Source organism: Pseudomonas sp. P4_C8, assembly GCF_056401975.1.
Genome location: NZ_JBFUIH010000066.1, coordinates 1 through 26,996 on the forward strand (window position 1 = coordinate 1; position 26,996 = coordinate 26,996).

At 59.3% G+C, this 26,996-nt stretch carries 26 protein-coding genes and 1 pseudogene; 13 read left to right on the forward strand and 14 right to left on the reverse strand.

Features of this window, described 5'->3' with window-relative positions; genetic code table 11:
• Positions 1-188 precede the first annotated feature (188 nt).
• The 3 genes from sixA to AC1DWM_RS27650 are packed head-to-tail and all read right to left on the reverse strand — an operon-like array spanning position 189 to position 2,046.
• On the reverse strand, positions 189-641 hold the full coding sequence (sixA, locus tag AC1DWM_RS27640; RefSeq protein WP_223519699.1) for a phosphohistidine phosphatase SixA: 453 nt from the start codon (positions 639-641) through the stop codon (positions 189-191).
• Positions 638-985, reverse strand: a complete 348-nt coding sequence (locus AC1DWM_RS27645) for a DUF4389 domain-containing protein (RefSeq protein ID WP_223519701.1) — start codon at positions 983-985, stop codon at positions 638-640. The genes sixA and AC1DWM_RS27645 overlap by 4 nt, the downstream gene beginning before the upstream one ends.
• 35 nt (positions 986-1,020) lie before the next feature.
• A complete protein-coding gene (locus AC1DWM_RS27650; protein ID WP_223519702.1) occupies positions 1,021-2,046 on the reverse strand; it encodes an NAD(P)H-dependent glycerol-3-phosphate dehydrogenase in 1,026 nt (341 codons plus the stop codon).
• 312 nt (positions 2,047-2,358) lie between these two features.
• Here AC1DWM_RS27650 and AC1DWM_RS27655 point away from each other — a divergent pair.
• The 6 genes and pseudogenes from AC1DWM_RS27655 to AC1DWM_RS27680 form a co-directional block, all read left to right on the forward strand.
• A pseudogene (locus AC1DWM_RS27655) lies at positions 2,359-2,846 on the forward strand (TonB-dependent receptor); the annotation flags it as partial.
• A complete protein-coding gene (locus AC1DWM_RS27660) occupies positions 2,847-3,779 on the forward strand; it encodes an ABC transporter substrate-binding protein (RefSeq protein ID WP_477796639.1) in 933 nt (310 codons plus the stop codon).
• Positions 3,776-5,677: an ATP-binding protein gene (locus tag AC1DWM_RS27665; protein ID WP_223519706.1), complete on the forward strand. Its 1,902-nt coding sequence runs from the start codon at positions 3,776-3,778 to the stop codon at positions 5,675-5,677. Before AC1DWM_RS27660 ends, AC1DWM_RS27665 begins: the two co-directional genes overlap by 4 nt.
• Positions 5,678-5,924: 247 nt before the next feature.
• On the forward strand, positions 5,925-6,440 hold the full coding sequence (gene fabA, locus AC1DWM_RS27670; protein WP_223519708.1) for a 3-hydroxyacyl-[acyl-carrier-protein] dehydratase FabA: 516 nt from the start codon (positions 5,925-5,927) through the stop codon (positions 6,438-6,440).
• 11 nt (positions 6,441-6,451) lie between these two features.
• Positions 6,452-7,672, forward strand: coding sequence for a beta-ketoacyl-ACP synthase I (fabB, locus tag AC1DWM_RS27675; protein ID WP_223519709.1), 1,221 nt, complete (start codon positions 6,452-6,454; stop codon positions 7,670-7,672).
• Between the two features lie 390 nt (positions 7,673-8,062).
• Entirely contained in the window at positions 8,063-8,251 is a 189-nt protein-coding gene (locus AC1DWM_RS27680; RefSeq protein WP_223519711.1) for a hypothetical protein, read from the forward strand.
• A gap of 69 nt (positions 8,252-8,320) precedes the next feature.
• On the opposite strand, the gene AC1DWM_RS27685 is transcribed toward AC1DWM_RS27680, so the two are convergent.
• The 8 genes from AC1DWM_RS27685 to AC1DWM_RS27720 form a co-directional block, all read right to left on the reverse strand.
• Entirely contained in the window at positions 8,321-8,863 is a 543-nt protein-coding gene (locus tag AC1DWM_RS27685) for a DUF2058 domain-containing protein (protein WP_477796640.1), read from the reverse strand.
• Positions 8,864-8,891: 28 nt separating this feature from the next.
• Positions 8,892-9,725 (reverse strand): nucleoside triphosphate pyrophosphohydrolase, encoded by an 834-nt coding sequence (gene mazG, locus AC1DWM_RS27690; RefSeq protein WP_477796641.1) that lies wholly within the window; start codon positions 9,723-9,725, stop codon positions 8,892-8,894.
• A 138-nt stretch (positions 9,726-9,863) separates the two neighbouring features.
• Positions 9,864-12,107 carry a GTP diphosphokinase gene (gene relA / locus AC1DWM_RS27695; protein ID WP_477796642.1) on the reverse strand — a complete coding sequence of 748 codons (2,244 nt, stop codon included), beginning with the start codon at positions 12,105-12,107 and terminating at the stop codon, positions 9,864-9,866.
• Between the two features lie 123 nt (positions 12,108-12,230).
• Entirely contained in the window at positions 12,231-13,583 is a 1,353-nt protein-coding gene (gene rlmD, locus AC1DWM_RS27700; RefSeq protein WP_223519718.1) for a 23S rRNA (uracil(1939)-C(5))-methyltransferase RlmD, read from the reverse strand.
• A complete protein-coding gene (cysM, locus tag AC1DWM_RS27705) occupies positions 13,583-14,485 on the reverse strand; it encodes a cysteine synthase CysM (protein WP_223519719.1) in 903 nt (300 codons plus the stop codon). The genes rlmD and cysM overlap by 1 nt, the downstream gene beginning before the upstream one ends.
• Positions 14,486-14,599: 114 nt before the next feature.
• Positions 14,600-15,622, reverse strand: coding sequence for a PDDEXK nuclease domain-containing protein (locus tag AC1DWM_RS27710; RefSeq protein ID WP_477796643.1), 1,023 nt, complete (start codon positions 15,620-15,622; stop codon positions 14,600-14,602).
• Between the two features lie 192 nt (positions 15,623-15,814).
• Positions 15,815-17,245 carry a histidine kinase sensor domain-containing protein gene (locus AC1DWM_RS27715; RefSeq protein WP_477796644.1) on the reverse strand — a complete coding sequence of 477 codons (1,431 nt, stop codon included), beginning with the start codon at positions 17,243-17,245 and terminating at the stop codon, positions 15,815-15,817.
• Positions 17,232-17,954 carry a response regulator transcription factor gene (locus AC1DWM_RS27720; RefSeq protein ID WP_477796645.1) on the reverse strand — a complete coding sequence of 241 codons (723 nt, stop codon included), beginning with the start codon at positions 17,952-17,954 and terminating at the stop codon, positions 17,232-17,234. The genes AC1DWM_RS27715 and AC1DWM_RS27720 overlap by 14 nt, the downstream gene beginning before the upstream one ends.
• A gap of 215 nt (positions 17,955-18,169) precedes the next feature.
• Between AC1DWM_RS27720 and AC1DWM_RS27725 the strand changes: the two genes are divergently transcribed.
• The 4 genes from AC1DWM_RS27725 to AC1DWM_RS27740 all read left to right on the forward strand — a co-directional run bounded on the left by AC1DWM_RS27725 (position 18,170) and on the right by AC1DWM_RS27740 (position 23,066).
• Positions 18,170-20,923 (forward strand): response regulator, encoded by a 2,754-nt coding sequence (locus AC1DWM_RS27725; protein ID WP_477796646.1) that lies wholly within the window; start codon positions 18,170-18,172, stop codon positions 20,921-20,923.
• A 209-nt stretch (positions 20,924-21,132) separates the two neighbouring features.
• Positions 21,133-22,122 (forward strand): 2-hydroxyacid dehydrogenase, encoded by a 990-nt coding sequence (locus AC1DWM_RS27730; RefSeq protein ID WP_477796647.1) that lies wholly within the window; start codon positions 21,133-21,135, stop codon positions 22,120-22,122.
• Positions 22,123-22,227: 105 nt separating this feature from the next.
• On the forward strand, positions 22,228-22,662 hold the full coding sequence (locus AC1DWM_RS27735; protein WP_223519730.1) for a hypothetical protein: 435 nt from the start codon (positions 22,228-22,230) through the stop codon (positions 22,660-22,662).
• A complete protein-coding gene (locus tag AC1DWM_RS27740; protein WP_223519732.1) occupies positions 22,662-23,066 on the forward strand; it encodes an META domain-containing protein in 405 nt (134 codons plus the stop codon). The genes AC1DWM_RS27735 and AC1DWM_RS27740 overlap by 1 nt, the downstream gene beginning before the upstream one ends.
• Before the next feature lie 127 nt (positions 23,067-23,193).
• Here the strand turns inward: AC1DWM_RS27740 and AC1DWM_RS27745 are convergent, their stop codons facing one another.
• Positions 23,194-23,661 carry a TlpA disulfide reductase family protein gene (locus AC1DWM_RS27745; protein ID WP_223519734.1) on the reverse strand — a complete coding sequence of 156 codons (468 nt, stop codon included), beginning with the start codon at positions 23,659-23,661 and terminating at the stop codon, positions 23,194-23,196.
• A gap of 114 nt (positions 23,662-23,775) precedes the next feature.
• Between AC1DWM_RS27745 and arsC the strand changes: the two genes are divergently transcribed.
• From arsC to AC1DWM_RS27760, 3 genes are read left to right on the forward strand one after another with little or no spacing between them, the layout of a single operon-like run.
• A complete protein-coding gene (arsC, locus tag AC1DWM_RS27750) occupies positions 23,776-24,129 on the forward strand; it encodes an arsenate reductase (glutaredoxin) (RefSeq protein ID WP_477796648.1) in 354 nt (117 codons plus the stop codon).
• Positions 24,126-24,722, forward strand: coding sequence for an NAD(P)H:quinone oxidoreductase (wrbA, locus tag AC1DWM_RS27755; RefSeq protein WP_223519738.1), 597 nt, complete (start codon positions 24,126-24,128; stop codon positions 24,720-24,722). The genes arsC and wrbA overlap by 4 nt, the downstream gene beginning before the upstream one ends.
• 1 nt (position 24,723) lies before the next feature.
• Positions 24,724-25,149, forward strand: coding sequence for a DUF2069 domain-containing protein (locus AC1DWM_RS27760; RefSeq protein ID WP_223519740.1), 426 nt, complete (start codon positions 24,724-24,726; stop codon positions 25,147-25,149).
• A gap of 98 nt (positions 25,150-25,247) precedes the next feature.
• On the opposite strand, the gene AC1DWM_RS27765 is transcribed toward AC1DWM_RS27760, so the two are convergent.
• Positions 25,248-25,922: a DNA-3-methyladenine glycosylase I gene (locus tag AC1DWM_RS27765; RefSeq protein ID WP_223519742.1), complete on the reverse strand. Its 675-nt coding sequence runs from the start codon at positions 25,920-25,922 to the stop codon at positions 25,248-25,250.
• A gap of 131 nt (positions 25,923-26,053) precedes the next feature.
• Positions 26,054-26,878, reverse strand: a complete 825-nt coding sequence (gene ttcA / locus AC1DWM_RS27770; RefSeq protein WP_109785173.1) for a tRNA 2-thiocytidine(32) synthetase TtcA — start codon at positions 26,876-26,878, stop codon at positions 26,054-26,056.
• Positions 26,879-26,996 lie beyond the last annotated feature (118 nt).

Here is a 26,996-nt window from a genome sequence, read left to right on the forward strand (position 1 = left end):
CGGCTGCGCAGCAGTCGTAAAACCTGAGTTTTCGGTCTTCCTGAAACACCGCATCGTCTGATTTCACGACTGCTACGCAGCCGGACGCAGGCTTCGCCAGCTGCTACAAAAATTGCGTTACCGCAGAAATTGCTTAACTGATCGGCATTAGGGCAAGTCCGGCTCCTACAAAAACCAAGGCAAAACGGTTATGGGTGTTTGATGCCCTTGAGCTTCATCGAGCCGATCAGCAACTCATCACCTTTGAGCTCGGCCAGCCCGGCAGTGGAGACTTTTTCCGGCGGATGCCCGGCGCCATGTTGCAGATAGCTCAGCAAGTTTCCCACCAGCGGGTTGTGACTGACCAACAGGACATTACTCACTGATACGAGCTGTTCGGCCACCTTGTCCGGATCGGTTCCCGGGGTCAGCCACTCGACCGTGCGGATCTCCGGCTCGAAACCGAGGGCTTCACGCACCAACTGCGCGGTTTGCTGCGCACGCAGGTAAGGGCTGGCGTAAATCGCGGTAATCGGCTGACCGATCAAATGCGCTGCGCTGTTCAACACTTCCTTGCGACCGTGATCGGTCAGTGCCCGTTCCGAATCGGGACGCGAGCCATACGGTTCAGCTTCACCATGACGCAATACCCAGAGTTTCATAGCTTGGGTTCCTCATCTCGGGCCGGATGCGGTGCGGGCGCCACGACGTGCGGCGCTTCACCTTCCGGTGTACGCGGCGTCGGCCAATCGGCGAACGGCCAAGGCTTTTGGTCGCTGTGGAACGTGCCGAACCGGCCGATCTGAGCCAAAAACTGGCTCAGGCTGTCGCCGAAGTTCATCAGGCTGGCGCTCGGTGCGCCATAAAACAAACGATAGATCAGTTGAACCAGCACCACCGCCCCAAGGATGAACTGCGCTACTTGCCAGACCAACAGGAAGACGATCATCCACAGCACCCGCAGCAGAATGGATTCGTACCTGGTTTCTAATTTCGGATCGTTCATGTCGCGCTCCCCTGCTTTTTTGCAAAGCGTGCTTATTAGTTGAAACCGCTGGTTGAAATAAAATCGACGTCGGTTTTCGGTTCGCCGCGCATCAACAATTCAATCACTTGATTAAGCGTGCGCCCCTCAAACAGGATTGCATGCAGCCCGGCGACCAGCGGCATATAGACGCCAACCTCCTGAGCCTTGGCCTTGAGCACTTTCAGCGTGTTCACGCCTTCAGCCACTTCACCCAGACGCGTGACCGCGTCCTCCAGACTCAAGCCCTGACCCAGGGCAAACCCCACCTGGTAGTTACGGCTTTTTGGTGACGAGCAGGTGACGATCAAATCGCCCACACCGGCAAGACCGAGAAAGGTCATCGGGTTGGCGCCCTGATTCACCGCAAAACGGGTCATTTCCGCCAGTGCCCGGGTGATCAGCATGCTCTTGGTGTTTTCGCCCATGCCCAGTGCCACGGCCATGCCGGCAATGATTGCGTAAACGTTTTTCAGCGCCCCGCCCAATTCGACGCCAAACCGGTCGGCACTGGCGTACACGCGAAAGGTCCGGCCATGCAGCGCTTCCTGAACCCGTTGGCACAGCTCTTCGTCTTCACTGGCGACCACGGTGGCGGTCAGCGCGTGCTCGGCGATCTCACGGGCCAGGTTCGGTCCGGACAGCACGCCGATGCGCGCTTTCGGGGCGATCTCCTCGAGGATCTCGCTCATCAACTTGAACGTGTGGGCTTCGATGCCTTTGGTCAGGCTGACCAGCAGTTTGCCGCTCAACAGTTCGGTGTGCGGGACCAATACCGAGCGCAATGCACTGGAGGGCAGCGCGACGAAACACAGGTCGCAGGCTGCCAGCGTGGCTTGCAGGTCGGTCACCGGTTCTACTGCCGGAAGAATCTTGATGCCTTTGAGGTAACGCGGGTTCTCGCGATTGACCCGAATGGCCTCGGCCTGTTCGGGGTCACGCATCCACTGCCGGACCTGATGCCCGTTCTCGGCCAGCAAATTAGCCACGGCGGTACCAAAACTTCCGCCTCCCAGGACCGCAATTGGGCGCTGTTCAGTCATATGCAATCCGTTAATCCATACCAGTGGCGATGTTGGCATTATACGGAGCGGCCCCGTGGCGGCCAGCCCCCGCTTCATTTACCAACACTTGTAGGAAGAAGACCAATGAATCCTGGGAAAATGCCGGCATCGTGAATGGAAAAGTCAACGGGCTCGGTTAACATGCGCGCCAACTCATCACGATCAAGGGTATGACGTGTCGTTTGGTTCTCCTTCACCCCGCTCGCCGCTGGTGATGGCGCTGATCTTCAGCCCGTCCTTGCTGGCCGACGACTTGTTTCTCGACAATGAATCGCGCGCCACATCAGCAAACTGTGTGGCGACATCGATCAGAGGCCCCTGGAATCGTGCTATGACATGGAAGTGCAAGACACCCTCAGCCTGTCCGACAGTCTGCGACTGGTCAGCGGCATGAACTATCGTTACGACCGGGCAGCTTCCGAGACCGGTTTCAACGGCACGCTCGACGACACCCCCTGTACTCGGAGACGATCCGTTCGCCAGACATGTTCGAGAACAACGTCAACTGGAGTTACCGGGTGACCCATTTGCAGCCCACGGCTTACGGCCAGACCAGCGCCCATTACTACCTCAAGACCCGTGGTCCGGTTGATCTCGACAACGAACGCATGCGCTCGCGAGAACCGGGCTGCAACGGCTACTTCGCCGGCTTGGGCAAGGCCAATCTGGAACTGGCCAGCATCCTTCAACAACGCCTGGATAACCAACCCACCACGTTCGTCGACAACAACTACGACGAGCGTCGGGTGCTTTACTTCAGCGCGGAGCTGATGTTTTAAATGGGGCATCGCCTGTCATGGAAATCGCCGCCACTGGGCCGCCTGCTGGCCAAGTTGTGCCTGGCGGCTGGCTGTTTGCTCGGCGCCCTGCCGACACAGGCCGCCGACATCCTGTTGACCGGCGCCGAAGACAATCCCGGCGTGCAATCCTTCGTCCGCGCGCTGAGCGACATGCGCCCTGCCGACAGTGTGCGTTTCCAGCCACTGGCGAGCCTTCCATCACCTGGTAAACTGCCCGCCGCCGCCCGCCTGATCCTGCTTGATCTGCCGAGCCTCGACTGGCGCCAGCAAGAGGCTCAGGGCCCGGCGACGTTGGTGCTGCGCATCAGCCGCCTGCAAGCCCAGCAACGTTTCGGCGTTGACGTTCCACCCCACCTCAGTCTGCTCTGGAGCGATGCGCCGCTGGATCGGCAATTGCGCCTGACCCGACTCATCTTGCCGCAGGCGCAGCGCATCGGTGTGCTGTACGACAATCACAGCGAATTCCTGTTGAAAGAATTGCGCCGGGCCGCCCTTGGACTGGAGCTTGAAGTGGTCGCCGAGCGCTGGAATAACATCCATGACAGCCGCCCCTTGCAGACCTTGCTGAATAACTGTGACGTGCTGCTGGGCCTCGACGATCCCGACCTCTACAACCCGAAAACCGCAAAAAACCTGCTGTTGAGCAGCTATTCCCGGCAATTGGCATTGATCGGCCCCAACGCCGCTTTCGTCAAGGCGGGCAGCCTGGCCAGCACTTACAGCGATCAGAGCGACTGGCTGCAGATGCTCGACGAATTGCTCGATCTACCTGCGGCGAGTTGGCCGCGGTCGCTATATCCGCAACACTTCAAAGTATCAAGTAATCCGCAAGTGGCTCGTTCATTAGGTATCGAACCGATCAATGAAGCAGCTATTGCCACCCAATTGGCTGAAGGAAAAAGCCTGCCATGACCCTCCGACGCCCCTGGGACATCAGCACTCGCACCCAGATGATCAGCCTTGGCCCTGCCCTGCTGCTGACGTTGTTGCTGATCAGCTTCTTCACCTTCGTGCGGATCCAGGACCTGCGTCAGGAGCTCAACCACACCGGGCAATTGATCGCCAACCAATTGGCACCCGCCGCCGAATACGGGGTGATTTCGGGTAACAACGAGGTGCTTGAAAGTTTGCTTAAGGCGACACTCGCCACGCCGAACGTGCGCTTTCTGGAGGTCCAGGACAACGCCAACCGGATTTTGGTGTACGTCGAGCACCCGTCGGAAACCTACAGGCGCTCACAACAGGTTGAAGTGTTCCAGGCACCGGTGCGGCTGCAACGGATAGCGCTCAACAATGATTTCTTCCAGGGCCCCAAAGCCGCCAGCATTGGCCCCACCGAGGACTATCTGGGTCGGGTGATCGTCGGTCTTTCAAATGATGCGTTCAGCCAGCGTCAGCAGGAAATCCTGTTCAAAGCCGCCATCCTTGCGCTGTTCGCCCTGCTGTTTACCTTTTTGGTGGCCCGGCGTCTGGCGGGCAGCCTGTCGCAACCGATCCGCGATATTGGCAACGCAGTGAAGGCGATCCAGCACGGCGATTACAAAACACCCTTGCCGATTGTCGACGACACCGAGCTGGGTGCGCTGTCGCAGCACATCAACAACCTCGCCGCCGGCCTCGAACAAGCCAGTCGCGAACAGCATCAGGCGATGGCGCAATTGATCCAGACGCGCGAGGAGGCGGAAAAGGCCAACAATGCCAAGTCTGACTTCCTGGCGATGATGAGCCATGAACTGCGTACACCGATGAATGGCGTGCTCGGTATGCTGCAATTGCTGGAAACCACCGACATGACCGAGGAGCAGATTGAATACGCGGCGCTGGCCTCGGAGTCCACCGAACACCTGCTCAAGGTCATCAACGATATTCTCGACTTCTCGCGTATAGAGCGTTCGGAGCTGGAACTGGAACACATCCCGTTCAACCTGGCGGACCTGATCAGCAGTTGCGCCCAATCGTTCCAGCACAGCGCGTTACAGCGCGAGCTTGATCTGCAGTTGCTGATCCCCGAGGACATGCGCGCCCTTCAGGTTCAGGGCGATCCGACACGGATCCGGCAGATTCTGGTCAACCTGGTCGGCAATGCATTGAAGTTCACCGAGCAGGGCCGCGTCAGCATTGAACCGCAGTGGCAATCGCTGGATCACGAACTGCTGTGGTTTACCTGCACCGTGCGCGACAGCGGCATCGGCATTTCGGCTGAAAGCCTGGAGTTGATGTTCAATGCCTTCCAGCAGGCCGACAGCTCCATTTCACGGCGCTACGGTGGCACCGGTCTGGGCCTGCCGATTGCCCGCACGCTGGCGGAACGCATGGGCGGCACCTTACGTGCGCAGAGCGAGGAAGGCCAAGGTTCGGTGTTTACCCTGGAAATTCCGCTGGCGCTCTATAAGCAGTCGCTGCCGGTACTGACACCCCGGACACAGACCGGTAACGATGATGGCGCAGGTCGCAATGTGCTGCTGGTCGAAGACAACCCGGTCAATCAGACCGTCATCGAAGCAATGTTACGCAGCCTGGGTTTTACTGTCAGCGTCGCGACCGATGGCGCGCAAGCCGTGCGCAGTGCCGAGAGCCTGATTTTTGAAGCGATTCTGATGGACTGCCGGCTGCCGATCGTCGACGGCTACGAGGCGACCCGACAGATTCGCCAGTTGCCCGGCTGCGCGAACTTGCCGATCATCGCTTTGACCGCCAATGCGTTACAGGGCGACCGCGAAGCCTGTTTGTCGGTGGGCATGAACGATTATCTGGCCAAGCCCTTCAAACGTACTGATTTGCAGCAAATTCTGCAGCGCTGGGTGCAGTAGTACAGGCCTTTCGAGCATCTGCGACTGGCGTGAAAGGCGAAAGTGCGGCAGTCTTAGGCACCCGAACAGGCCCGAAAAGGGGCTTGAATAATAATTTCAGTGCACAAGTGTACATTCATGTCCTTGGTGCTGTGACTTTCACCACAACGCAATAGTCTATGAGTAGGCTGCTGACTCGAGGCATGAACGCTTCGATCGGCCGGGAGATTTGCCCCACCCTGCCGCATGGGACTATTGAGGAGCTCGCATGACCCAACAAAACGCCTTTACTCGGGAAGACCTGCTGCGCTGCAGTCGCGGTGAGCTGTTCGGCCCAGGTAACGCACAACTGCCCGCCCCGAACATGCTGATGGTGGATCGCATCACCCATATCAGTGCCGAGGGTGGCAAGTACGGCAAAGGTGAATTGGTCGCCGAGCTGGATATCACTCCGGACCTGTGGTTTTTCGCCTGCCACTTCGAAGGTGATCCGGTGATGCCAGGCTGCCTGGGTCTTGATGCCATGTGGCAACTGGTCGGTTTCTTCCTTGGCTGGCAAGGTCTGCCGGGCCGTGGCCGTGCGCTGGGTTCGGGCGAAGTGAAATTCTTCGGCCAGGTCCTGCCGACCGCCCAGAAAGTCACCTATAACATTCAGATCAAGCGTGTGTTGAAAGGCAAACTGAACCTGGCCATTGCCGACGGTTCGGTCAGCGTCGACGGCCGCGAGATCTACACCGCCGAAGGCCTTCGGGTCGGCGTTTTCACCTCCACTGACAACTTCTAAGGGTTATCCGCATGCGCCGCGTCGTTATCACTGGTCTGGGCATCGTTTCGTGCCTGGGCAATGACAAAGAGACCGTCTCCGCTAACCTGCGTGCAAGCCGCCCTGGCATCCGGTTCAACCCGGAATATGCCGAAATGGGTCTGCGTAGCCAGGTTTCCGGCTCCATTGACCTTCCCCTCGAAGAGCTGATCGATCGCAAGATCTTTCGCTTCGTCGGCCACGCGGCGGCTTACGCCTACCTGGCCATGAAAGACGCCATCGCTGACTCCGGCCTGAGCGATGAGCAAGTCTCCAACCCGCGTACCGGTCTGATTGCCGGTTCAGGTGGCGCCTCCACGCTGAACCAGATGGAAGCGCTGGACATCCTGCGCGAGAAAGGCGTGAAGCGCGTTGGCCCATACCGTGTCACGCGGACCATGAGCAGCACCGTTTCCGCTTGCCTGGCCACCCCGTTCAAGATCAAGGGCCTGAACTACTCCATCGCTTCTGCCTGCGCTACCAGTGCTCACTGCATCGGTACTGCCATGGAACAGATCCAGATGGGCAAGCAGGACATCGTGTTCGCCGGCGGCGGTGAAGAAGAGCATTGGAGCCAGTCGTTCCTGTTCGACGCCATGGGTGCACTGTCCAGCCAGTACAACGAAACCCCGGAAAAAGCTTCCCGTGCCTACGATGCCAAGCGTGACGGTTTCGTCATTGCCGGCGGTGGCGGCATGGTCGTGGTCGAAGAGCTGGAACACGCTCTGGCGCGCGGCGCGAAGATCTACGCGGAAATCGTTGGCTACGGCGCGACCTCCGACGGCTACGACATGGTCGCCCCAAGCGGCGAAGGCGCTATCCGCTGCATGCAGATGGCAATGTCCACCGTTGACGCTCCGATCGACTACCTGAACACCCACGGCACCTCGACTCCGGTCGGCGACGTCATGGAAATGAAAGGTGTGCGCGAATTGTTCGGTGACAAGGCTCCGGCCATCAGCTCCACCAAGAGCCTGTCGGGTCACTCCCTGGGCGCCGCCGGCGTTCACGAAGCGATCTACTGCATGCTGATGATGGAAGGCAACTTCATGGCGGGTTCCGCCAACATCGACGAACTGGACCCGGAAGTGGCAGACATGCCGATCCTGACCAAGACTCGCGAAAACGCCACCATCGACACCGTGATGAGCAACAGCTTCGGTTTCGGTGGCACCAACGCCACGCTGGTACTGAAGCGCTGGGCAGGTAAGTAATACCTCGCCGTTTCGCTGCACAAAAAAAACGCCCCGACTGGTTCGGGGCGTTTTTTTTGTGCCTTTACAATGTAGGAGCCGAGCTTGCTCGCGATGAGGCCATCACATTCACCATCATCATTGACTGTGAAGCCGCCATCGTCGGATCGCCGCCCGGAGCAAGCTCGGCTCCTACAGATTTCAGTGGTTTTCTTCCTGTCGAACATGAAGCTTTTGTCATAAAAACCAACGCCCTGCGAGCGAATGTCGCGTGTTACGCGGGCTGCAGGACTGTTGCAGAATCGGCAATTGTTCGTTACCAATCCCGAGCGTTTACTTAGCAAGCTAACAAAACATATAACAAAGACCTGCACACGCCTTGGTGCAGGTAATTGAGATTGGAGCTAGCAGATGACTGTAAAAGTAACTGAACGCGACGATTCACATAAATCCCATGAGGGTGTAGCCGCCGGTATCCGCATTTGGGATGTCCACCAACAAGACCTGCTGGTGGGGATGTTCCACTCCGAAACCGACGCCCACAACTACAAAGCCGAACTGGAAACCCTGGAGCAGAAAAGAGCGTCGCTCTGCGCCTGAGCAACACAGCATTGAAAACGACAAACCCCGCCATGAGCGGGGTTTGTCGTTGTTGCAGCCTTTAACGGTTTACCACATCAGATCATCCGGAATCTGATAAGCCGCGTACGGATCGTCCTCGGTTGCCACTTCTTCAGTCTTCACGTTCATCTGCACGATACGCTGTGGATCGCGCTCCTGGATCTTCAGCGCCGCTTCACGCGGAATCACTTCGTAACCGCCGGCGTGGTGCACGATCGCCAGGAAACCATTGCTGAGCTGGTTACGCATCAGCGTGTTGACGCAAATACGCTTGACCTTCTTGTCATCAACAAAGTTGTAGTAGTCCTCGGTGGTCAGCTTCGGCAGACGCGAGACTTCGATCAATTGCTTGACCTGAGCGGCGCGGGCCTTGGCCTCGACCTTTTCCTGCTGCTGGCGGTTCAGCTCCTGGTCGCGCTTGACCTTCTCGGCCATGGCTTCCTGGGCTGCACGCTGCTGCGAGTCATCCAGTTCGATCTGACCCTTGTGGGCCAGGCGCTGCTGTTTCTGCTTCTCTTTGCCGACCTGTTTGGCCTGCTTCTGGTTGACCAGCCCTGCTTTGAGCAACTGGTCGCGAAGGGAAATGCTCATGGTGCTTGTTTCTCACTTAGGCAACTGCTCAACCGCAGCTGGTCAAATTCTTTTCCTGACGTTTGGCTTCGCCCCACAAGGCGTCCAACTCTTCGAGGGTGCAATCTTCTATGGGACGGTGGGTGTCGCGCAATGCCTGTTCGATAAAACGGAAGCGTCTTTCGAATTTGCTGTTGGCGCCACGCAACGCGGTTTCCGGATCAACCTTGAGATGACGCGCCAGATTGACCACCGAAAACAGCAGGTCACCCACCTCATCGGCAATCGCTGCCGAGTCATTGTCGGCCATGGCTTCGAGCACTTCATCGAGCTCTTCGCGGACCTTGTCCAGCACCGGCAAGGCGTCCGGCCAGTCGAAACCGACCTGCCCGGCGCGCTTTTGCAGTTTCGCCGAACGGGACAAGGCAGGCAGCGCAGCCGGTACATCGTCGAGCAACGACAACTGCAACGGTGCCGCTGACTTCTCGGCGCGCTCCTCGGCCTTGATCTCTTCCCAGCGCTGCTTGACCTGTTCTTCACTCAGGCGCGGGATGTCCACGGGCGCATACAGATCACCGGTAGGAAACACGTGCGGATGCCGACGGATCAACTTGCGGGTGATGCTGTCGACCACACCGTCGAATTCGAAGCGCCCTTCTTCCCGCGCCAGTTGGCTGTAATAAACCACCTGAAACAGCAAATCGCCCAACTCCCCCTGCAAGTGATCGAAGTCACCGCGCTCGATGGCGTCAGCGACTTCGTAGGCTTCCTCAAGGGTGTGCGGGACGATGGTGGCATACGTTTGCTTGATGTCCCATGGGCAACCGAACTGCGGGTCGCGCAGCCGGTTCATCAAGTGCAGCAGGTCTTCAATTGAATACATCTATCAATCTCTACACGATCCTTGTAGGAGCTGGCTTGCCAGCGAAGATGTCACCTCGGTGTTCCTGAAAGACCGAGGTGTCTGCATCGCTGGCAAGCCAGGCTCCCACAAAAGCACAGCCTGCAATAAGGTGACCCGTCAAGGCGTCCGGTTACGACGTGTTTCGATGATGTTCGGCAACTGGGAAATCCGCCCCAGCAACCGCCCCAACGCATCCAGCCCCGGAATCTCGATGGTCAGGGACATCAACGCCGTGTTGTCCTCTTTGTTCGAGCGGGTGTTGACCGCCAGCACGTTGATCCGCTCATTGAGCAGCACCTGCGACACGTCACGCAGCAAACCGGAGCGGTCGTAGGCGCGGATGATGATGTCCACCGGGTAGGTGAGCACCGGCACCGGGCCCCAGCTGACCTGGATGATCCGCTCTGGCTCGCGACCGCCCAGTTGCAGCACCGAGGCGCAGTCCTGGCGGTGAATGCTTACGCCACGGCCCTGAGTGATGTAACCGACGATTGCATCGCCCGGCAGCGGCTGGCAGCAGCCGGCCATTTGCGTCATCAGGTTGCCGACGCCCTGGATCTGGATGTCGCCGCGCTTGCCCGGTTTGTAGCCGGTGGCTTTGCGTGGGATCAGCTCCAGCTGTTCGTTGCCGCGTTCCGGTTCGACCAGTTGCTGAGCCAGGTTCACCAGTTGTGCCAGGCGCAAATCTCCGGCACCCAACGCCGCGAACATGTCCTCGGACGTCTTCATGTTGGCCTTGTCGGCCAGCTTGTCGAAGTCCACTGCCGGCAGGCCGAGGCGATTGAGTTCGCGCTCAAGCAGGGTCTTGCCGGCCGCGACGTTCTGATCGCGCGCCTGCAATTTGAACCAGTGGACAATCTTCGCCCGCGCCCGCGAGGTGGTGATGTAACCCAGGTTCGGGTTCAGCCAGTCGCGGCTCGGGGTGCCGTGCTTGCTGGTGATGATCTCGACCTGTTCACCGGTTTGCAGGCTGTAGTTGAGCGGCACAATACGCCCGTTGATCTTCGCGCCACGGCAGTTGTGACCGATTTCGGTATGCACGCGGTAAGCAAAGTCCAGCGGCGTCGCGCCTTTGGGCAAGTCGATGGCGTGACCGTCCGGGGTGAAGATGTAGACCCGGTCCGGCTCGATATCGACCCGCAGCTGTTCCGCCAGGCCGCCGATATCGCCCAGCTCTTCGTGCCACTCGAGGACCTGACGCAGCCAGGAGATTTTCTCTTCGTAGTGGTTGGAGCCGGATTTGACGTCGGTGCCTTTGTAGCGCCAGTGCGCGCACACGCCCAGCTCGGCTTCCTCGTGCATGGCGTGTGTGCGGATCTGCACTTCCAGCACCTTGCCTTCAGGACCAATCACCGCCGTGTGCAACGAGCGGTAGCCGTTCTCTTTCGGGTTGGCGATGTAGTCGTCGAATTCTTTCGGGATGTGCCGCCACAAGGTGTGGACGATGCCGAGCGCGGTGTAGCAATCGCGCATCTCCGGCACCAGCACGCGAACGGCGCGCACGTCATAGATCTGGCTGAACTCCAGACCCTTGCGCTGCATTTTGCGCCAGATCGAATAGATGTGTTTGGCCCGGCCACTGATGTCGGCATCGACGCCGGTGGCGTGCAATTCGTTCTTCAGCTGGCTCATCACGTCGGCGATGAAACGCTCGCGATCCAGACGCCGTTCATGCAGCAACTTGGCGATCTGCTTGTACTGGTCAGGCTCAAGGTAACGGAAGGACAAGTCCTCCAATTCCCACTTGATGTGACCGATACCGAGACGGTGCGCGAGTGGCGCATAGATGTCGAAGACTTCACGGGCGACGCGATTGCGTTTCTCGTCGTCGGCGGTTTTCACCGCTCGAATCGCGCAGGTGCGTTCAGCCAGTTTGATCAGCGCGACGCGAACGTCGTCGACCATGGCGACCAGCATTTTGCGCAGGTTTTCGACCTGGCCCTGAGTGCCCAGCACCAGGGATTTACGCGGGCTCAGACTGTCGCTGATCGCCGCCATGCGCTGCACGCCGTCGATGAGCTTGGCCACCAACGGACCGAAGCGCTGGCTGACGGCAGGCAACAGGATCTGGCCTTCGCGCACGCCACGGTACAAGATCGCGGCAACCAGTGAATCCTGATCGAGTTTGAGGTCGGCCAGAATCTCGGCGATCTCAAGGCCCGTGCGGAAACTCGAGGTCCCTTCGGACCAGAGATTCTTCGCCGCATTGGCCTGTTGTTCAGACGTACGAGCGAACTCGCACGCTTCCTTCAAGGCTTCGCGATCCAGTGCCGGATCGACACTGACCGCATGATCGAGCCAAGCCTCGAGATTGATACTGCCGTCTGTATTGATCGGCTGGTGTGCTCTCACCTGTACCATCTTGCTTACCTTCCCTATGACGCAGATTCAATGCGTCAAATCGCTGACCTTCGTTGCCCGATTGCCCTCACGGGGCTCATGCGAGAGCTGCACGGGCGGGCCAGTCGGACCAGACGAGCAGTCCTAGCTCGCTTCAAATAACGCCATGGCCTCGACATGTGCCGTTTGAGGAAACATATCGAGAATCCCGGCACGTTTTAACCGGTAGCCCTGTTTGATCAACTCAACTGTATCGCGCGCCAACGTTGCCGGATTGCACGACACATACACCAACCGTTTGGCGCCCAGGGACGCCAGCTTGCGCACCACCTCGAAAGCACCGTCACGCGGTGGGTCCAAGAGTACCGCACAAAAGCCTTCGCGCGCCCATTCGGCATCAGTCAAAGGCTGGGATAAATCGGCCTGAAAAAATTGCGCGTTATGCAGATTATTGCTAGCCGCGTTGACGGCGGCGCGCTCGACCATGGCCTGCACACCTTCCACCGCCACCACTTCACGAACGGCCTTGGCCAGCGGCAGGGCGAAATTACCCAGACCACAAAACAAATCCAGAACCCGCTCATCCGCCTGAGGTTTGAGCCAGTCCAGCGCTTGGGCGACCATGGCTTCGTTGACCCCTGCATTGACCTGAATAAAATCCCCGGGCCGGTAGGCCAGGTCCAGGTCCCAACGCTCCAGGCGATAACCCAGCGACTGGCCGGCTTCGACCGGTTGCGGGTCACCCTCTCCGTGCAGCCACAATTGGGCTTCATGGAAAGCGCAGAATTCCTTGAGGATCGTCATGTCGGCTTCAGACAATGGCGCCATGTGCCGCAGCAACACGGCCAACGACGAACCGCTGAACAATTCCACATGCCCCAGCGCCTGAGGTTTGCTCAAGCGACGCAGCATCTCCGGCAAGCGGGTCATGATCGGCTGCAAGGGCTGTACCAGCACCGTGCATTCGTTGATCGCGACGATGTCCTGACTGCCCGCGGCACGGAATCCGACTTCGAGTTTTTTCGCCTTCATGTCCCAGCGCACCGCTACCCGGGCGCGACGGCGGTAACCGAATTCCGGACCACTCAACGGCGCTGCCCACTCTTGCGGTTCGACACCGGCGACCTTCGACAGTTGTTCGGCGAGCATGCGCTGTTTCAGGGCAAGTTGTTCGGTATGGGGCAGATGCTGCACGCTGCAGCCACCACAGCGACCGGCATGCGGACACGGTGCCGGACGACGCAATTCACTGGCCTGGAACACGCGCTCGGTACGCGCCTCGACCACTTTGCCATGGGCACCCAACACCCGCGCTTCGACTTCTTCACCGGCCAAGGCGCCGATGACGAACCAGGTGCGACCTTCGAAAAAGGCGATACCGCGACCGTCATTGGCCAGGCGCTCGATACTCAAGCGCTGCTTTTTGCCGGTCGGGATTTGTGGGGCCTTGCTGCCGCCCGTGGGTTGGAAGCGCAGACCTCTCTCGTGCTTGGCCATCAGTTAGGCGCGTCGAAGATGCCGGTCGACAAGTAACGGTCGCCACGGTCACAGATGATCGCGACGATCACCGCGTTTTCAACTTCCTTCGACAGGCGCAGCATCGCTGCCACCGCACCGCCCGAGGACACGCCACAGAAGATGCCTTCTTCGCGGGCCAGACGACGGGTCACGTCTTCGGCTTCGCTTTGCGCCATGTCGACGATCCGGTCCACACGCTCGGCCTGGTAGATCTTCGGCAGGTATTCCTGCGGCCAGCGACGGATACCCGGAATCGCCGAGCCTTCCATCGGTTGCAGACCGATGATCTGCACGCTCTCGTTCTGCTCTTTCAAGTAGCGCGAGACGCCCATGATGGTACCGGTGGTACCCATGGAGCTGACGAAATGGGTGATGGTGCCTTCGGTCTGACGCCAGATTTCCGGGCCGGTGGTGGTGTAGTGCGCTTGCGGGTTATCCCCGTTGGCGAACTGGTCCAGCACCTTGCCACGGCCCTCGGCTTCCATTCGCTGAGCGAGGTCGCGGGCGCCTTCCATGCCTTCTTCCTGGGTGACCAGGATCAACTCGGCGCCATACGCCGTCATGGCGGCTTTACGCTCGGCGCTGGAGTTGTCCGGCATGATCAGGATCATCTTGTAACCCTTGATCGCGGCCGCCATCGCCAAAGCAATCCCGGTGTTACCGGACGTTGCTTCGATCAGCGTATCGCCGGCGTGGATCTGCCCGCGCAACTCGGCGCGAGTGATCATCGACAGCGCCGGCCGGTCCTTGACCGAACCCGCCGGGTTATTCCCTTCGAGCTTGAGCAAAAGGGTATTGCTGGTGGCGCCGGGCAGGCGCTGCAAACGAACCAGCGGAGTGTTGCCGACGCAATCGGCGATGGTTGGGTACTGCAAGGTCATGGCGTATTCGCAATCCAGACTGCGGGGGCGACTATCATACCGACAAACGTTCGCAGGCCATATCACGCAAAGTGTGGTGCTTATGGCTTATGGGAATAAGCAACCTGAGCGGGTTCAGGATTCCTCTGCTTGCGCGACATTTAAAGCATAGAACTCATGTAATTTGGCCTGCAACAGCTGCTTATCCGGTAGCTGGACTTGATACTCAGCAATCAGCGCCGGCGAAAGGCTGCGGTTGAGGGCATATTCGACCACCTCGTCATCTTTACTGGCACAGAGCAATACACCGATGGAGGGGTTTTCGTGGGATTTGCGCTCATCGCGGTCAAGCGCTTCCAGATAGAAGTCCAGCTTACCCAAATACTCCGGCTCAAATCGACCCACTTTTAGCTCTATGGCCACCAGACAATTGAGACCACGGTGGTAGAACAACAAATCCAGAGCGAAATCACGACTGCCAACTTGCAGCGGGTATTCAGAGCCAACAAAGCAGAAATCGCGGCCGAGCTCGCTCAGAAAATCCTTGAGGCGTACCAGTAACCCTTTATGCAGATCAGTTTCGGCATGGCCACCCGGCAGGCCGAGAAACTCGAGCATGTAGGCGTCGCGGAATATCTCAAGCGCTGCCGGGTGAGGTTGTCTAAGCACCGAAGAGGTTTTTGCCGGTTGGGTCACGCTTCGCTCGAACAGTGCGGTCTTGAACTGACGCTCCAACTCCCGCGTCGACCACTTTTCCTGGACCGCCAGACGCAAATAGAACTCACGCTCTTGGGGGAGTTTGCTCTGACTCAGAATGAGCAGGTTATGGGTCCAGGGTAATTGTGTCAGCAGTGCTGACACTTTTTGATCTCCCCGGTAAGCCTCGTAGAATTGGCGCATACGGAACAGATTACGCCGGGTAAAACCGCGCAACCCAGGTTGAGTCGTGGCCAGATGCTCAGTCAACTGACTGACCACCGAATCGCCCCATTCGGCTTTTTCCAGCTTGCGACTGATGTAAGCACCCACCTGCCAATACAACTCAATCAGCTGGGTATTCACCGTCTGCATGGCCTGCTGTTTGGCACTTTGAATCAGCGCAAGCACTTCATTGAAACGGTCGTCGGTTGCATTGTCGGGGACGCTGGATGCATTCATGCCGGACTCCTGAGGACGAGGAAAAACGCGAGTCTATTCCGTCGTGTCAGGCATAAGGTGTCAGCAATACCCTTTAGGAAAGGTCGTACATAAGAACGGGAACGCTCCGGCAATATCAAAACTTGGGTGGCTGGGAGGGCCTCATCGCGAGCAGGCTCGCTTGTATGTTTAGACTTGAAGGAGTGGGTGGAATCACGCCATTTGTGGGCGACTCATCTCCACTGTGGGAGCGAGCCTGCTCGCGATGGCGTCATCACTGACGCCATCATTTTCAGCCAGCAACCGCATATTCAGCCGCAACCCCGTCCCAGTGTTCTGAGCCCAAAGCTGTCCTCCCTGCCGCCGCACCGCATTCTTCGCAATGCTCAACCCCAACCCAAACCCGCCATCCCCGGGACGCGAGCCATCGAGTCGAATGAACGGACTGAAGATCCGTTCAAGATCGGCCTCAGCCACCCCGCCGCCCTCATCCTCCAGCCACAAATGCCAGAAGTCGCCATCGCGCCGCCCACCGAGACTCACCACGCCGCCCTTCGGCGAATGACGAACGGCGTTGCGCAGAATGTTTTCCAGCGCCTGCGCCAGGGTGTTGAGATTGCCGCGAACCCAACACGATGAATCCACCGTGCAGTGCAATTGACTGCCCGGCCAACCACTTTCATAGCAAGCATTTTCCGTGAGCATTTCCCACAGTGCCTGAATCTGGATCGCTTCATCGGGCAACGGTGAACGCTCGGTGTCGAGCCAGGCCAGTTGTAGCGTGTCTTCCACCAGACGCTGCATGCCATCGACCTCCCGACCGATACGCTCGCGCAACGCCGACAGTTCCTGCTCGCTTTCGCTGGCCACCCGCAAGCGGCTCAGCGGTGTACGCAGTTCGTGTGACAGGTCACGCAGTAATTGTTGCTGCAAGGCCACGGTGCTTTGCAGGCGCTCGGACATGTGATCGAAGGCCCTGCCCAACTCACCGAGCTCATCCGAACGATTGGTGGTGCTGCTCGACAAGCGCACGTTCAACTGATCCGCGCGCCAGGCGTTGGCCTGTTCGCGCAGACTGTTCAACGGCACGACCAGCAGTCGATACAGACCGACGCATAACAACAGCGTGAACAATCCCGGAATGATGCCGTTGGTGATCACCCGCCAGAAAAGCCGGTATTGCCCCGGAACAAAGCGTTGGGGCAGCTCGATCACCAGGCTGCCGGCCGCCGGGTCGTTTGGAAAGGGGATTCTCAACCATGGCAAGCCTCTGGTGTGGCGACTCGTTGGCCAATCAAGTCCGCGCAAAAAGGTCAGGCGCTGAACTTCTTTTTCCGTCAGCGGATAACTGCTCAACGACTGCAAGTCAGCGCCGATGACACCGACCCACGATGTCTCGCGCTTGCCGATATCCTGCAGCCAGACATCGACGCCTGCACTCTGGCGTTGATTCCAGGCTTGCTCGGCTTCGGCAGCGTAGCGGGTCAGCGTGAGCCTGGCCTCTTCGGACAAGAACAGGTTTTTCTGTTCCATGTACCGGCCCCAGGACCAACTCAGCCAGATCATCAGCAGACAAAACGCTACCAGCAAACAGGCGAGTTTCCAGAACAGCGAGTGCCGGCCTGGCAGGTCAGACCATTTCATCGGCCGCACTCAATACGTAACCCTTGCCCCAGACCGTGCGCACTTCCCGCTCGGTATAACCGATGCCTTTGAGTTTGCGGCGGATCTGACTGATGTGCATATCGAGACTGCGGTCATGGGCGGCGTAACCACGTTGCAGCACGTGCTGATAAAGGAAGGCTTTGCTCAACACCTCATCGTCATTGCGATTGAGTGTTTCCAGCAATCGATACTCGCTGCGGGTCAGGCCGGCGGCGTGTTCGCCATAGAAAACCTCACACAGTTCATCGTCGAAATGCAGACTGTCCGCCTCACTGGCCAGCGGTGCCGGCTCTGGCCTCCGGTCGAGCGCCACCCGACGCAGGATCGCTTCGATGCGTACGCGCAATTCGGCCATGCTGAACGGTTTTGGCAAGTAATCATCGGCCCCCAGGCGAAAGCCGCTGATGCGATCCTCTTCGGCGCCCAGTGCGGACATCAGCACCACTGGGGTGGAATGGCTCTGGCGCAACTGCGTCAACACATTGAGGCCGTCCAGGCCCGGTAACAGAATATCCATCAACACTACATCGAAGGCTTGCTGACGCGCGATGGCCAGGCCTTCCTGGCCGTTCTGACACCAGGTCACCTGAAAACCACAACGTCCCAAATGTTCGTGCACATACGCACCGAGCACGAGGTCGTCTTCGATGGAAAGGATTCGGGGATGGCCAATAGAGATGGGAGTCATGAGTATCTGCAAATAATTCTCAGTTGACTGATTATTCAAGATTGCCTGCCGATGGGCAACCCAAGGTTTGCCCAAGACGCAAAAGCAGCAAGGCGTCCGACGAATGACGACATCAATTTTACGAAGATTGCCTGCCTGCAACTCGCTACACTGCCCGGGTGGCGCGTACCGGACGTACACGCAGGTCAATCAATCGCTGGATGCAGGAGAAATGCGTGCTCAAGAAACTGGGAATTGAAGGCCGCGTGCTGTTGCTGACCTTGTTGCCGACGACTCTGATGGCATTGGTCCTGGGCGGCTATTTCACCTGGATGCAGCAATCCGACCTGCAATCCCAGCTATTGCAGCGCGGCGAGATGATTGCCGAACAGCTTGCGCCCCTGGTGGCCCCGGCCATGGGTCGCAAGGACAATGACCTGCTGGAGCGTATCGCCACCCAGTCGCTGGAAACAGCGGACGTGCGCGCAGTGACCCTCCTCGCCCCCGACCGCACGCTGCTGGCCCACGCCGGCCCGACCATGCTCAATCAGGCACCGGTGGGCAACGGCTCGCAGATGCTGCGCCGCAGCGGCAACGATGCGACGCGTTATCTGCTGCCGGTGTTTGGCAAACACCGCAACCTGGCCGGCGACTTGATTCCCGATGAAGCCAACCGCCTGCTCGGCTGGGTCGAAATCGAACTGTCCCACAGCGGCATGTTGCTGCGCGGTTACCGCAGCCTGTTTGCCAGCCTGCTGATGATCGCCGCCGGTCTGGCCGGCGCGGCGCTGCTGGCACTGCGGATGGGGCGGACCATCAACCGACCGATCAGCCAGATCAAACTGGCGGTAGCGCAACTCAAGGACGGTCATCTGGAAACCCGCTTGCCACCCCTCGGCAGTCAGGAACTGGATGACCTGGCGTCCGGCATCAACCGCATGGCCGGCACCCTGCAAAATGCGCGGGAAGAATTGCAGCACAGCGTCGACCAAGCCACTGAAGACGTGCGCCAGAATCTTGAAACCATCGAGATCCAGAACATCGAGCTGGACCTGGCGCGCAAGGAAGCCCTGGAAGCGAGCCGGATCAAATCCGAGTTCCTGGCCAACATGAGCCATGAAATCCGCACGCCGCTCAACGGCATTCTCGGCTTCACGCACCTGCTGCAAAAAAGCGAACTGACGCCGCGCCAGCTCGACTACCTGGACACCATCGAGAAATCCGCCGACAGCCTGTTGGGGATCATCAACGAAATCCTCGACTTCTCGAAAATCGAGGCCGGCAAACTGGTGCTCGACAATATTCCGTTCAACCTGCGCGACCTGCTGCAGGACACGCTGACCATCCTCGCTCCGGCGGCCCACGCCAAACAGCTGGAACTGGTGAGTCTGGTGTATCGCGACACGCCCTTATCGCTGGTGGGCGACCCGTTGCGGCTCAAGCAGATCCTCACCAACCTGGTCAGCAACGCGATCAAGTTCACCCGTGAAGGCACCATCGTTGCCCGCGCCATGCTTGAAGAAGAGCATGAAGACAGCGTGCAACTGCGCATCAGCATTCAGGACACCGGCATCGGCCTGTCGAACCAGGACGTGCGCGCGCTGTTCCAGGCCTTCAGCCAGGCCGATAACTCGTTGTCCCGGCAACCCGGCGGCACGGGGCTGGGGTTGGTGATTTCCAAACGACTGATTGAGCAGATGGGCGGCGAAATTGGCGTCGATAGTACACCGGGCGAAGGTTCGGAGTTCTGGATCAGCTTGAGTCTGCCCAAGACCCGCGATGACGCCGAAGACCTGCCAGGCCCTCCCCTGCTCGGGCGCCGCGTGGCGGTGCTGGAAAACCATGAGCTGGCGCGGCAAGCGTTGCAGCATCAACTGGAAGACTGCGGCCTGAGCGTAACGCCGTTCAATACCCTGGAGAGCCTGACCAATGGCGTGACCGGCGCGCATCAGACCGATCAGGCCATCGATCTGGCGGTGCTTGGCATCACCAGCAACGACATGCCGCCGGAGCGTCTCAACCAGCACATCTGGGACCTCGAACACCTGGGTTGCAAAGTCCTGGTGCTGTGTCCAACCACCGAGCAGACACTGTTCCATCTCTCGGTGCCTAACCCGCACAGTCAGCTTCAGGCCAAACCGGCCTGCACCCGCAAACTGCGTAGGGCCTTATCCGACTTGGTCAACCCGCGCCAGCAACGCAGCGAACCCGGCGAACCGCTGTCCAGCCGTGCGCCGAAGGTGCTTTGCGTCGATGACAACCCGGCCAACCTGTTGCTGGTACAAACCCTGCTCGAAGACATGGGCGCCAAGGTGCTGGCCGTGGAAAGTGGTTACGCGGCGGTCAAGGCAGTGCACAACGAAACCTTCGATCTGGTGTTGATGGACGTACAAATGCCCGGCATGGATGGGCGTCAAAGTACCGAAGCGATTCGTCAGTGGGAAAGTGAACGGCATTGCACACCATTGCCGATCGTGGCTCTCACTGCCCACGCCATGGCCAATGAAAAACGTGCGCTGCTGCAAAGCGGCATGGACGATTACCTGACCAAACCCATCAGTGAGCGGCAATTGGCGCAGGTGGTGTTGAAGTGGACAGGCCTGGCCCTGCGCAATCATGGACCGGAACGTTCCAGCGACAGCCACGGCGGCGGGCATGATTTGCAGGTGCTCGACCCCGAAGAAGGTTTGCGTCTGGCCGCTGGCAAAGCGGATCTGGCTGCGGACATGCTGGCGATGTTGCTGGCCTCGCTTGAGGCCGACCGCGAGGCCATTCGCACGGCCCGGGAAAGCAACGACCGGAATGCATTGATCGAGCGCGTCCATCGCTTGCACGGGGCAMCCCGTTATTGCGGCGTCCCGCAACTGCGCGCCGCCTGTCAGCGCAGTGAAACGCTGCTCAAGCAACAGGATCCGAAAGCGCCCGGCGCACTGGAAGAGCTCGAACGGGCGATCAATCGCCTGGCCGCTCATGCCCGTATCAACGCTTGATGCAGCGCAACCGCGCCGATCACCATAAGCGCTAAGCTGGCCCTTGTAGCAGCTGGCGAAGCCTGCGTCCGGCGGCGCAGCCGTCGTGAAATCAGACATTGCGGTCTTTCAGGTAAACCACGTTTTCCTGATTTACGACGGCTGCGCCGCCGGACGCAGGCTTCGCCAGCTGCTACATAAAGCCTTGACCGAGTTATCCAGGAGGACTCATGCGCACGATTCTTTTCAGCAGCCAGACCTACGACCGCGACAGTTTTCTGAGCGCCGACCTGCCCGCCGGTATCGAGCTGCACTTTCAGTCCGCGCGGCTGAGCCTCGATACCGTGGCGCTGGCGCAATCTCACGAGGTGGTCTGCGCCTTTATCAATGACGACCTCAGCGCCCCGGTGCTGGAACGTCTGGCGGCTGGGGGCACACGCCTGATCGCCCTGCGCTCGGCCGGTTACAACCACGTTGATCTGGCGGCGGCGAAATTGCTGGGATTGTCGATCGTGCGCGTCCCGGCCTACTCGCCACACGCCGTGGCTGAACATGCGGTGGCGCTGATCCTGGCACTCAACCGCCGCTTGCACCGTGCCTATAACCGCACCCGCGAAGGCGACTTCAGCCTGCACGGGCTGACCGGCTTCGACTTGGTGGGCAAGACCGTCGGCGTGGTCGGCACCGGGCAGATCGGCGCAACGTTCGCCAAGATCATGAACGGCTTCGGCTGCCAGCTACTGGCCTACGATCCATTCCCCAACCCGCAAGTCGAAGCCCTTGGCGCCCGCTACTTGAGCCTGCCGGAACTGCTCGCCGAGTCGCAGATCATCAGCCTGCATTGCCCGCTCAACGAGCAGAGCAAACACCTGATCAACCGCAATTCACTGGTGCACATGCAACCCGGCGCGATGTTGATCAACACCGGGCGTGGCGGTCTGGTGGACACGCCGGCGCTGATCGACGCATTAAAGGACGGCCAATTGGGCTATCTGGGGCTCGATGTGTACGAAGAAGAGGCACAGCTGTTTTTCGAAGACCGGTCCGACCTGCCGCTGCAAGACGATGTGCTGGCGCGGCTGCTGACGTTCCCGAATGTGATCATCACCGCGCACCAGGCCTTCCTGACCCGCGAAGCGCTGGGCGCGATTGCCGCGACGACCTTGCAAAACATCGTGGCCTGGGCCGCCGGTACGCCGCAGAATCAGGTCGAGGGCTGATTGACTCAGGCTTTGGAAGGTCGTTTGAACCTGATCGAAGGTCATCCACCCGCGCCATGCTGCACGCAGGCCCGTGATAGCATACCGCGCATATTTGGAGGACCCATGGTCGAACACGATTTCCGCTACACCCTGATGAACCCGCAACACACCCTCACCGAATGCCGCGCCCTTGTGCCGGGGCGTTATCAAGTCACCGGCAACGGCGGCTCGATCCGGATTGGCGACGTGCTGGTAGTGACCCTTAAAGGCAGCAAGGACTTGTCCATGCGCCTGACCGTCGAAACGGTTCGCCACTTGATCAACCCGCCAGGCCAATGGGTCGCAGTGAGCAGTGGCCCGGTGTTCGGCGAACTGGCGATCCACACCTGGGAAGTCAATTGCGACAGCTGTGCCAAAGCGCTGAGCTTTGAGTTCGCGGTCGACGCCAAGCTCGGCAACAAGGCTGAAAAGCCCGCTGCCACGGCGCGGATTACCGAGTTGGGCTGGACCTCGGTTGGCGAGAAACACCTGTGCCCGAAATGCCAGGAGCCTGCGTGATGAAACGCCTCGCTCTGGCCGCCATGGTCGGTGCCAGCCTGCTGGGCTGCGCCGCCGAGCCGGTGCAACTCGAAAAAAATCGTAGCTACATTCTGGAATGGATCGGCGAAAATCCATTGATGGACTACAGCCACTTGACCATCACCCTCGGTGAAGACGGTCGGGCCTATGGCAATGGCGGCTGCAACCATTGGTTCGCGCCGTATACCCTGGAAGGCGACAAGTTGAGCTTCGGCAAGATCGGCAGCACCCGCAAGCTCTGTGCGCCAGCGCTCATGGAGCAGGAAAAGCGCTTCTTGCAGGCGCTGGAAGGCGTACAGCGCTGGGACGTTTCACCGATCGAGCAGATGCGCTTCTGGCCGGCGCAAGGCAAGCCATTGCGATGGTGGCTTGAAGAGGGTTGATCCTTCTACCCGATCGTTCCCCACGCTCTGCGTGGGAATGCATCAAGTGACGCTCTGCGTCACAGGGACGCGGAGCGTCCCTGGCGGCGTTCCCACGCAGAGCGTGGGAACGATCATAACGGTCATCTCAGTTGACTGCCTGCAACGCCTCAAGCTTCGCCATCACCCCCGCCGCCGTCTGCTCGCCCATCAGTTGTTCGCGAACCTTGCCCTTGTTATCGATGATGTACGTCACCGGCAGGGCCTCATTGCGCGGCAGTTCAAAAAGATCGGCCGGGTCTGAAGCCAGTACCGTGAACTTGATCCCCAGTTTTTCACTGGCGCTTTTCAGTTCTTCACCCTGCACATTGTCGAAGTTGACCCCGAACACGCCAATCTTCTTGTCTTTCAATTGATCAGCCAACGCATTCAACTGCGGAATCTCGGTCCGGCATGGGCCACACCATTCGGCCCAGTAATTGAGCACCACCCATTGTTTGTCCAGCCGTTCGGACGCAACTTTCTGGCCGTTCTGGTCGACGCCATAGTCATTGCCGCAGCCCCCCAGCATCAACGCCCCGAAAATCGCCAATGCCGCTGCCAGTCGCCTTGTCATGTCGTGTTCCTTGTTCAAAATTGAATGCGCCTGCGACCCATCGCCTCGCAAGGTTCAGGATTACGCGCTGCACAGTTAGAATAGCTGCCACTTTACGCAAGAAGCGACCCGCCCATGACCGATCTGACGCTTTATCACAACCCGCGCTGCTCGAAATCCCGCGGTGCGCTAGAACTGCTCGAAGCCCGCGGCCTGGCCCCGACTGTCGTGCGCTACCTCGAAACCCCGCTGGACGCCGTGCAAATCCAGAGCTTGCTGACCAAGCTTGGCCTCAGCGCCCGGCAACTGCTGCGCACTGGCGAGGACGAATACAAAACCCTCAACCTGGCCGACAGCAGCCTGAGCGAAGCGCAATTGATCGCGGCCATCGCTGCTCACCCGAAACTCATGGAGCGACCGATTCTCGAAGTCGGCGACAAAGCCGTCATCGGCCGTCCACCAGAGAACGTTCTGGAGTTGCTGCCGTGAGCGCACCGTACATTCTGGTTCTGTATTACAGCCGCAGTGGCTCGACCAATGAAATGGCCCGACAGATTGCCCGTGGCGTCGAGCAGTCCGGGATGGAAGCGCGCCTGCGCACCGTGCCGGCGATCTCCACCGAATGTGAAGCCGTGGCGCCTGACATTCCGGACGCCGGCGCGCTGTACGCCAGCCTCGATGACCTGAAGAACTGCGCGGGCCTGGCCTTGGGCAGCCCGACCCGATTCGGCAACATGGCGGCGCCGCTCAAATACTTTCTGGACGGCACCAGCAACCTCTGGCTGACCGGCGCGCTGGTGGGCAAGCCGGCCGGCGTGTTCACCTCCACCGCGAGCCTGCACGGCGGTCAGGAAACCACGCTGCTGTCGATGATGCTGCCGCTGCTGCACCACGGCATGCTGATCACCGGTCTGCCTTACAGCGAATCCGCCTTGCTGGAAACCCGTGGCGGCGGCACGCCGTATGGCGCCAGCCATCACGCCGGGGCCGATGGCAAAAGCGGCTTGAATGAACATGAAGTGGCGCTGTGTCGGGCCTTGGGCCTGCGGTTGGCGAAGACTGCGCAAAAGCTGGGGAACTGACGTGGCCAAGAAGCCGAAGATTCTGCCCTCCATTGAATGGCTCGAACCACGGGTGCGGGCGATGCGCGTCGTCAGCCTGCTGTGCTTTTTCGGTCTGGTTGGGCTGTTGTGCGCCTACTACCTGGTGTTTGCCGACCTGCATGGCGCGCGGCCGTGGGTGATTTTGCTGATCGAACTGGTGCCGCTGCTGTTGCTCGCACCGGGGATGATTATCGGCAGCGCCCGTGGGCATTCGTGGATGTGTTTTGTGGTGAACCTGTATTTCATCAAGGGCGCACTGGCGGCGTATGACCCGAACCGGCAGCTGTTTGGGTTGCTGGAGATGGGCGCGAGCCTGGCGGTATTCTGCTCGGCGCTGTTGTATGTGCGGTGGCGGTTTCAACTCAATCGCAAGCTCGCCGGTGAAGGCGAGATTTCCGTCGCCTGACAGACCGCATCGCTGGCAAGCCAGCTCCTACAGGGGATGTGTGGACGACACAAATCCCCTGTAGGAGCTGGCTTGCCAGCGATGCGGGCGACTCGGTCTCAATGATTCACTGTGTAAGCCAACATCATAGAAATCTGGCTCATCGGCCGCCCGCCACTCTGTTCATGCCACTGGTTGAACACATCCTGCACCAAGGCAAGATCCCGCAAACTGCTCGGCACCTTGTCGACGATCTTCTGTGCATTCAACGCCGCGACCACATCGTAGCTCGGCACAAAGGTGTCCTTGCCGACCATGCGCAAGAAACGTGGCGCCGACAACCCGCCCAATTGATGGCCGCGCTTTTTCAGGTATGTCCACAACCCGACGATATCCGTTACCGGCCAATCAGCGATCAACGCGCCAAAGCTGCCGTGCTCATGCGCCACGTCCAGAATGAACTGTGCATTACGCGGCACGCTCTTGAGCTTGCCCAGGTGACGGATGATTCGCGCGTCCTGCATCAGTCGCTCAAGGTGTTCGGCGCTCATCAGCACGACTTTTTCAGGGTCGAATTTGAAGAACACTTCTTCGAAGGCCGGCCACTTGGCATCCACCAGGCTGTGCTTGAGCCCGGCACGGAACACGCGCAGCGCCATGGTCGAGAGGTAGCGGTCGTCGCTGATCTTGCGCAATTGCGCCGGGGTTTTCGGAACGGGCAGATGGGCTTCCAGTTCAGCTGCTGAACCAAAGCGGTTCAGACAGTATTCGTTCAGCCACTTGTAATCGCGCATGCCCTCTCCTGATGAGTAAATGAATAGACCACTGTGGGAGCCAGCCTGCTGGCGATAGCGACGGGTCAGTCAACAATGATGTGTCTGACCCACCGCCATCGCCAGCAGGCTGGCTCCCACAGTGATTGTGTTTAGAGGTTGACCACGTTAACGAAGCGCGAAGCCGCCGTTTCGTCGATTTTCAGGCTGGTGAAGTCAAACAGGTTGCGATCTGCCAGTTGCGACGGGATCACGTTCTGCAAGCTGCGGAAAATGCTTTCGGTACGGCCCGGGGTCTTGCGCTCCCAGTCTTGCAGCATGTCCTTGACCACCTGACGTTGCAGGTTTTCCTGAGAACCGCAGAGGTTGCACGGGATGATCGGGAATTGCTTGAAGTCCGAGTAAGCCTGAATGTCTTTTTCGTTGCAGTAGGCCAGCGGACGGATGACGACGTTGCGGCCATCGTCGGCGCGCAATTTTGGCGGCATGGCCTTGAGCGAGCCGTTGAAGAACATGTTCAGGAAGAACGTCTCGACGATGTCGTCACGGTGATGACCGAGGGCCATTTTGGTCGCACCGATTTCATCGGCAAAGGTGTACAGCGTGCCGCGACGCAGACGCGAGCATAGCGAGCAGGTGGTCTTTCCCTCAGGAATAAGTTCTTTGACCACCGAGTAGGTGTCTTTCTCGACGATGTGGTACTCGATGCCCAGCTCTTTGAGATAGGCCGGTAGCACATGCTCCGGGAAACCTGGCTGCTTCTGGTCCATGTTCACGGCCACGATCTCGAACTTGATCGGTGCGACCTTCTGCAAGTGCATCAGCACGTCGAGCATGGTGTAACTGTCCTTGCCACCGGACAGGCAGACCATGACCTTGTCGCCGTCTTCAATCATGTTGAAATCGGCAACCGCCTCACCGGCCTGACGGCGAAGGCGCTTTTGCAGTTTGTTCTGGTTGACCGTAAGAGTGCCCATGTCGCGAAATCCGTGAGGTGTGACGAAAGGCCGGCATTTTACGCAAAAACCCGCCTTCGGCGAAGTACCCACCATCCCCTGTGGGAGCGAGCCTGCTCGCGATTGCGCAGTGTCAGTC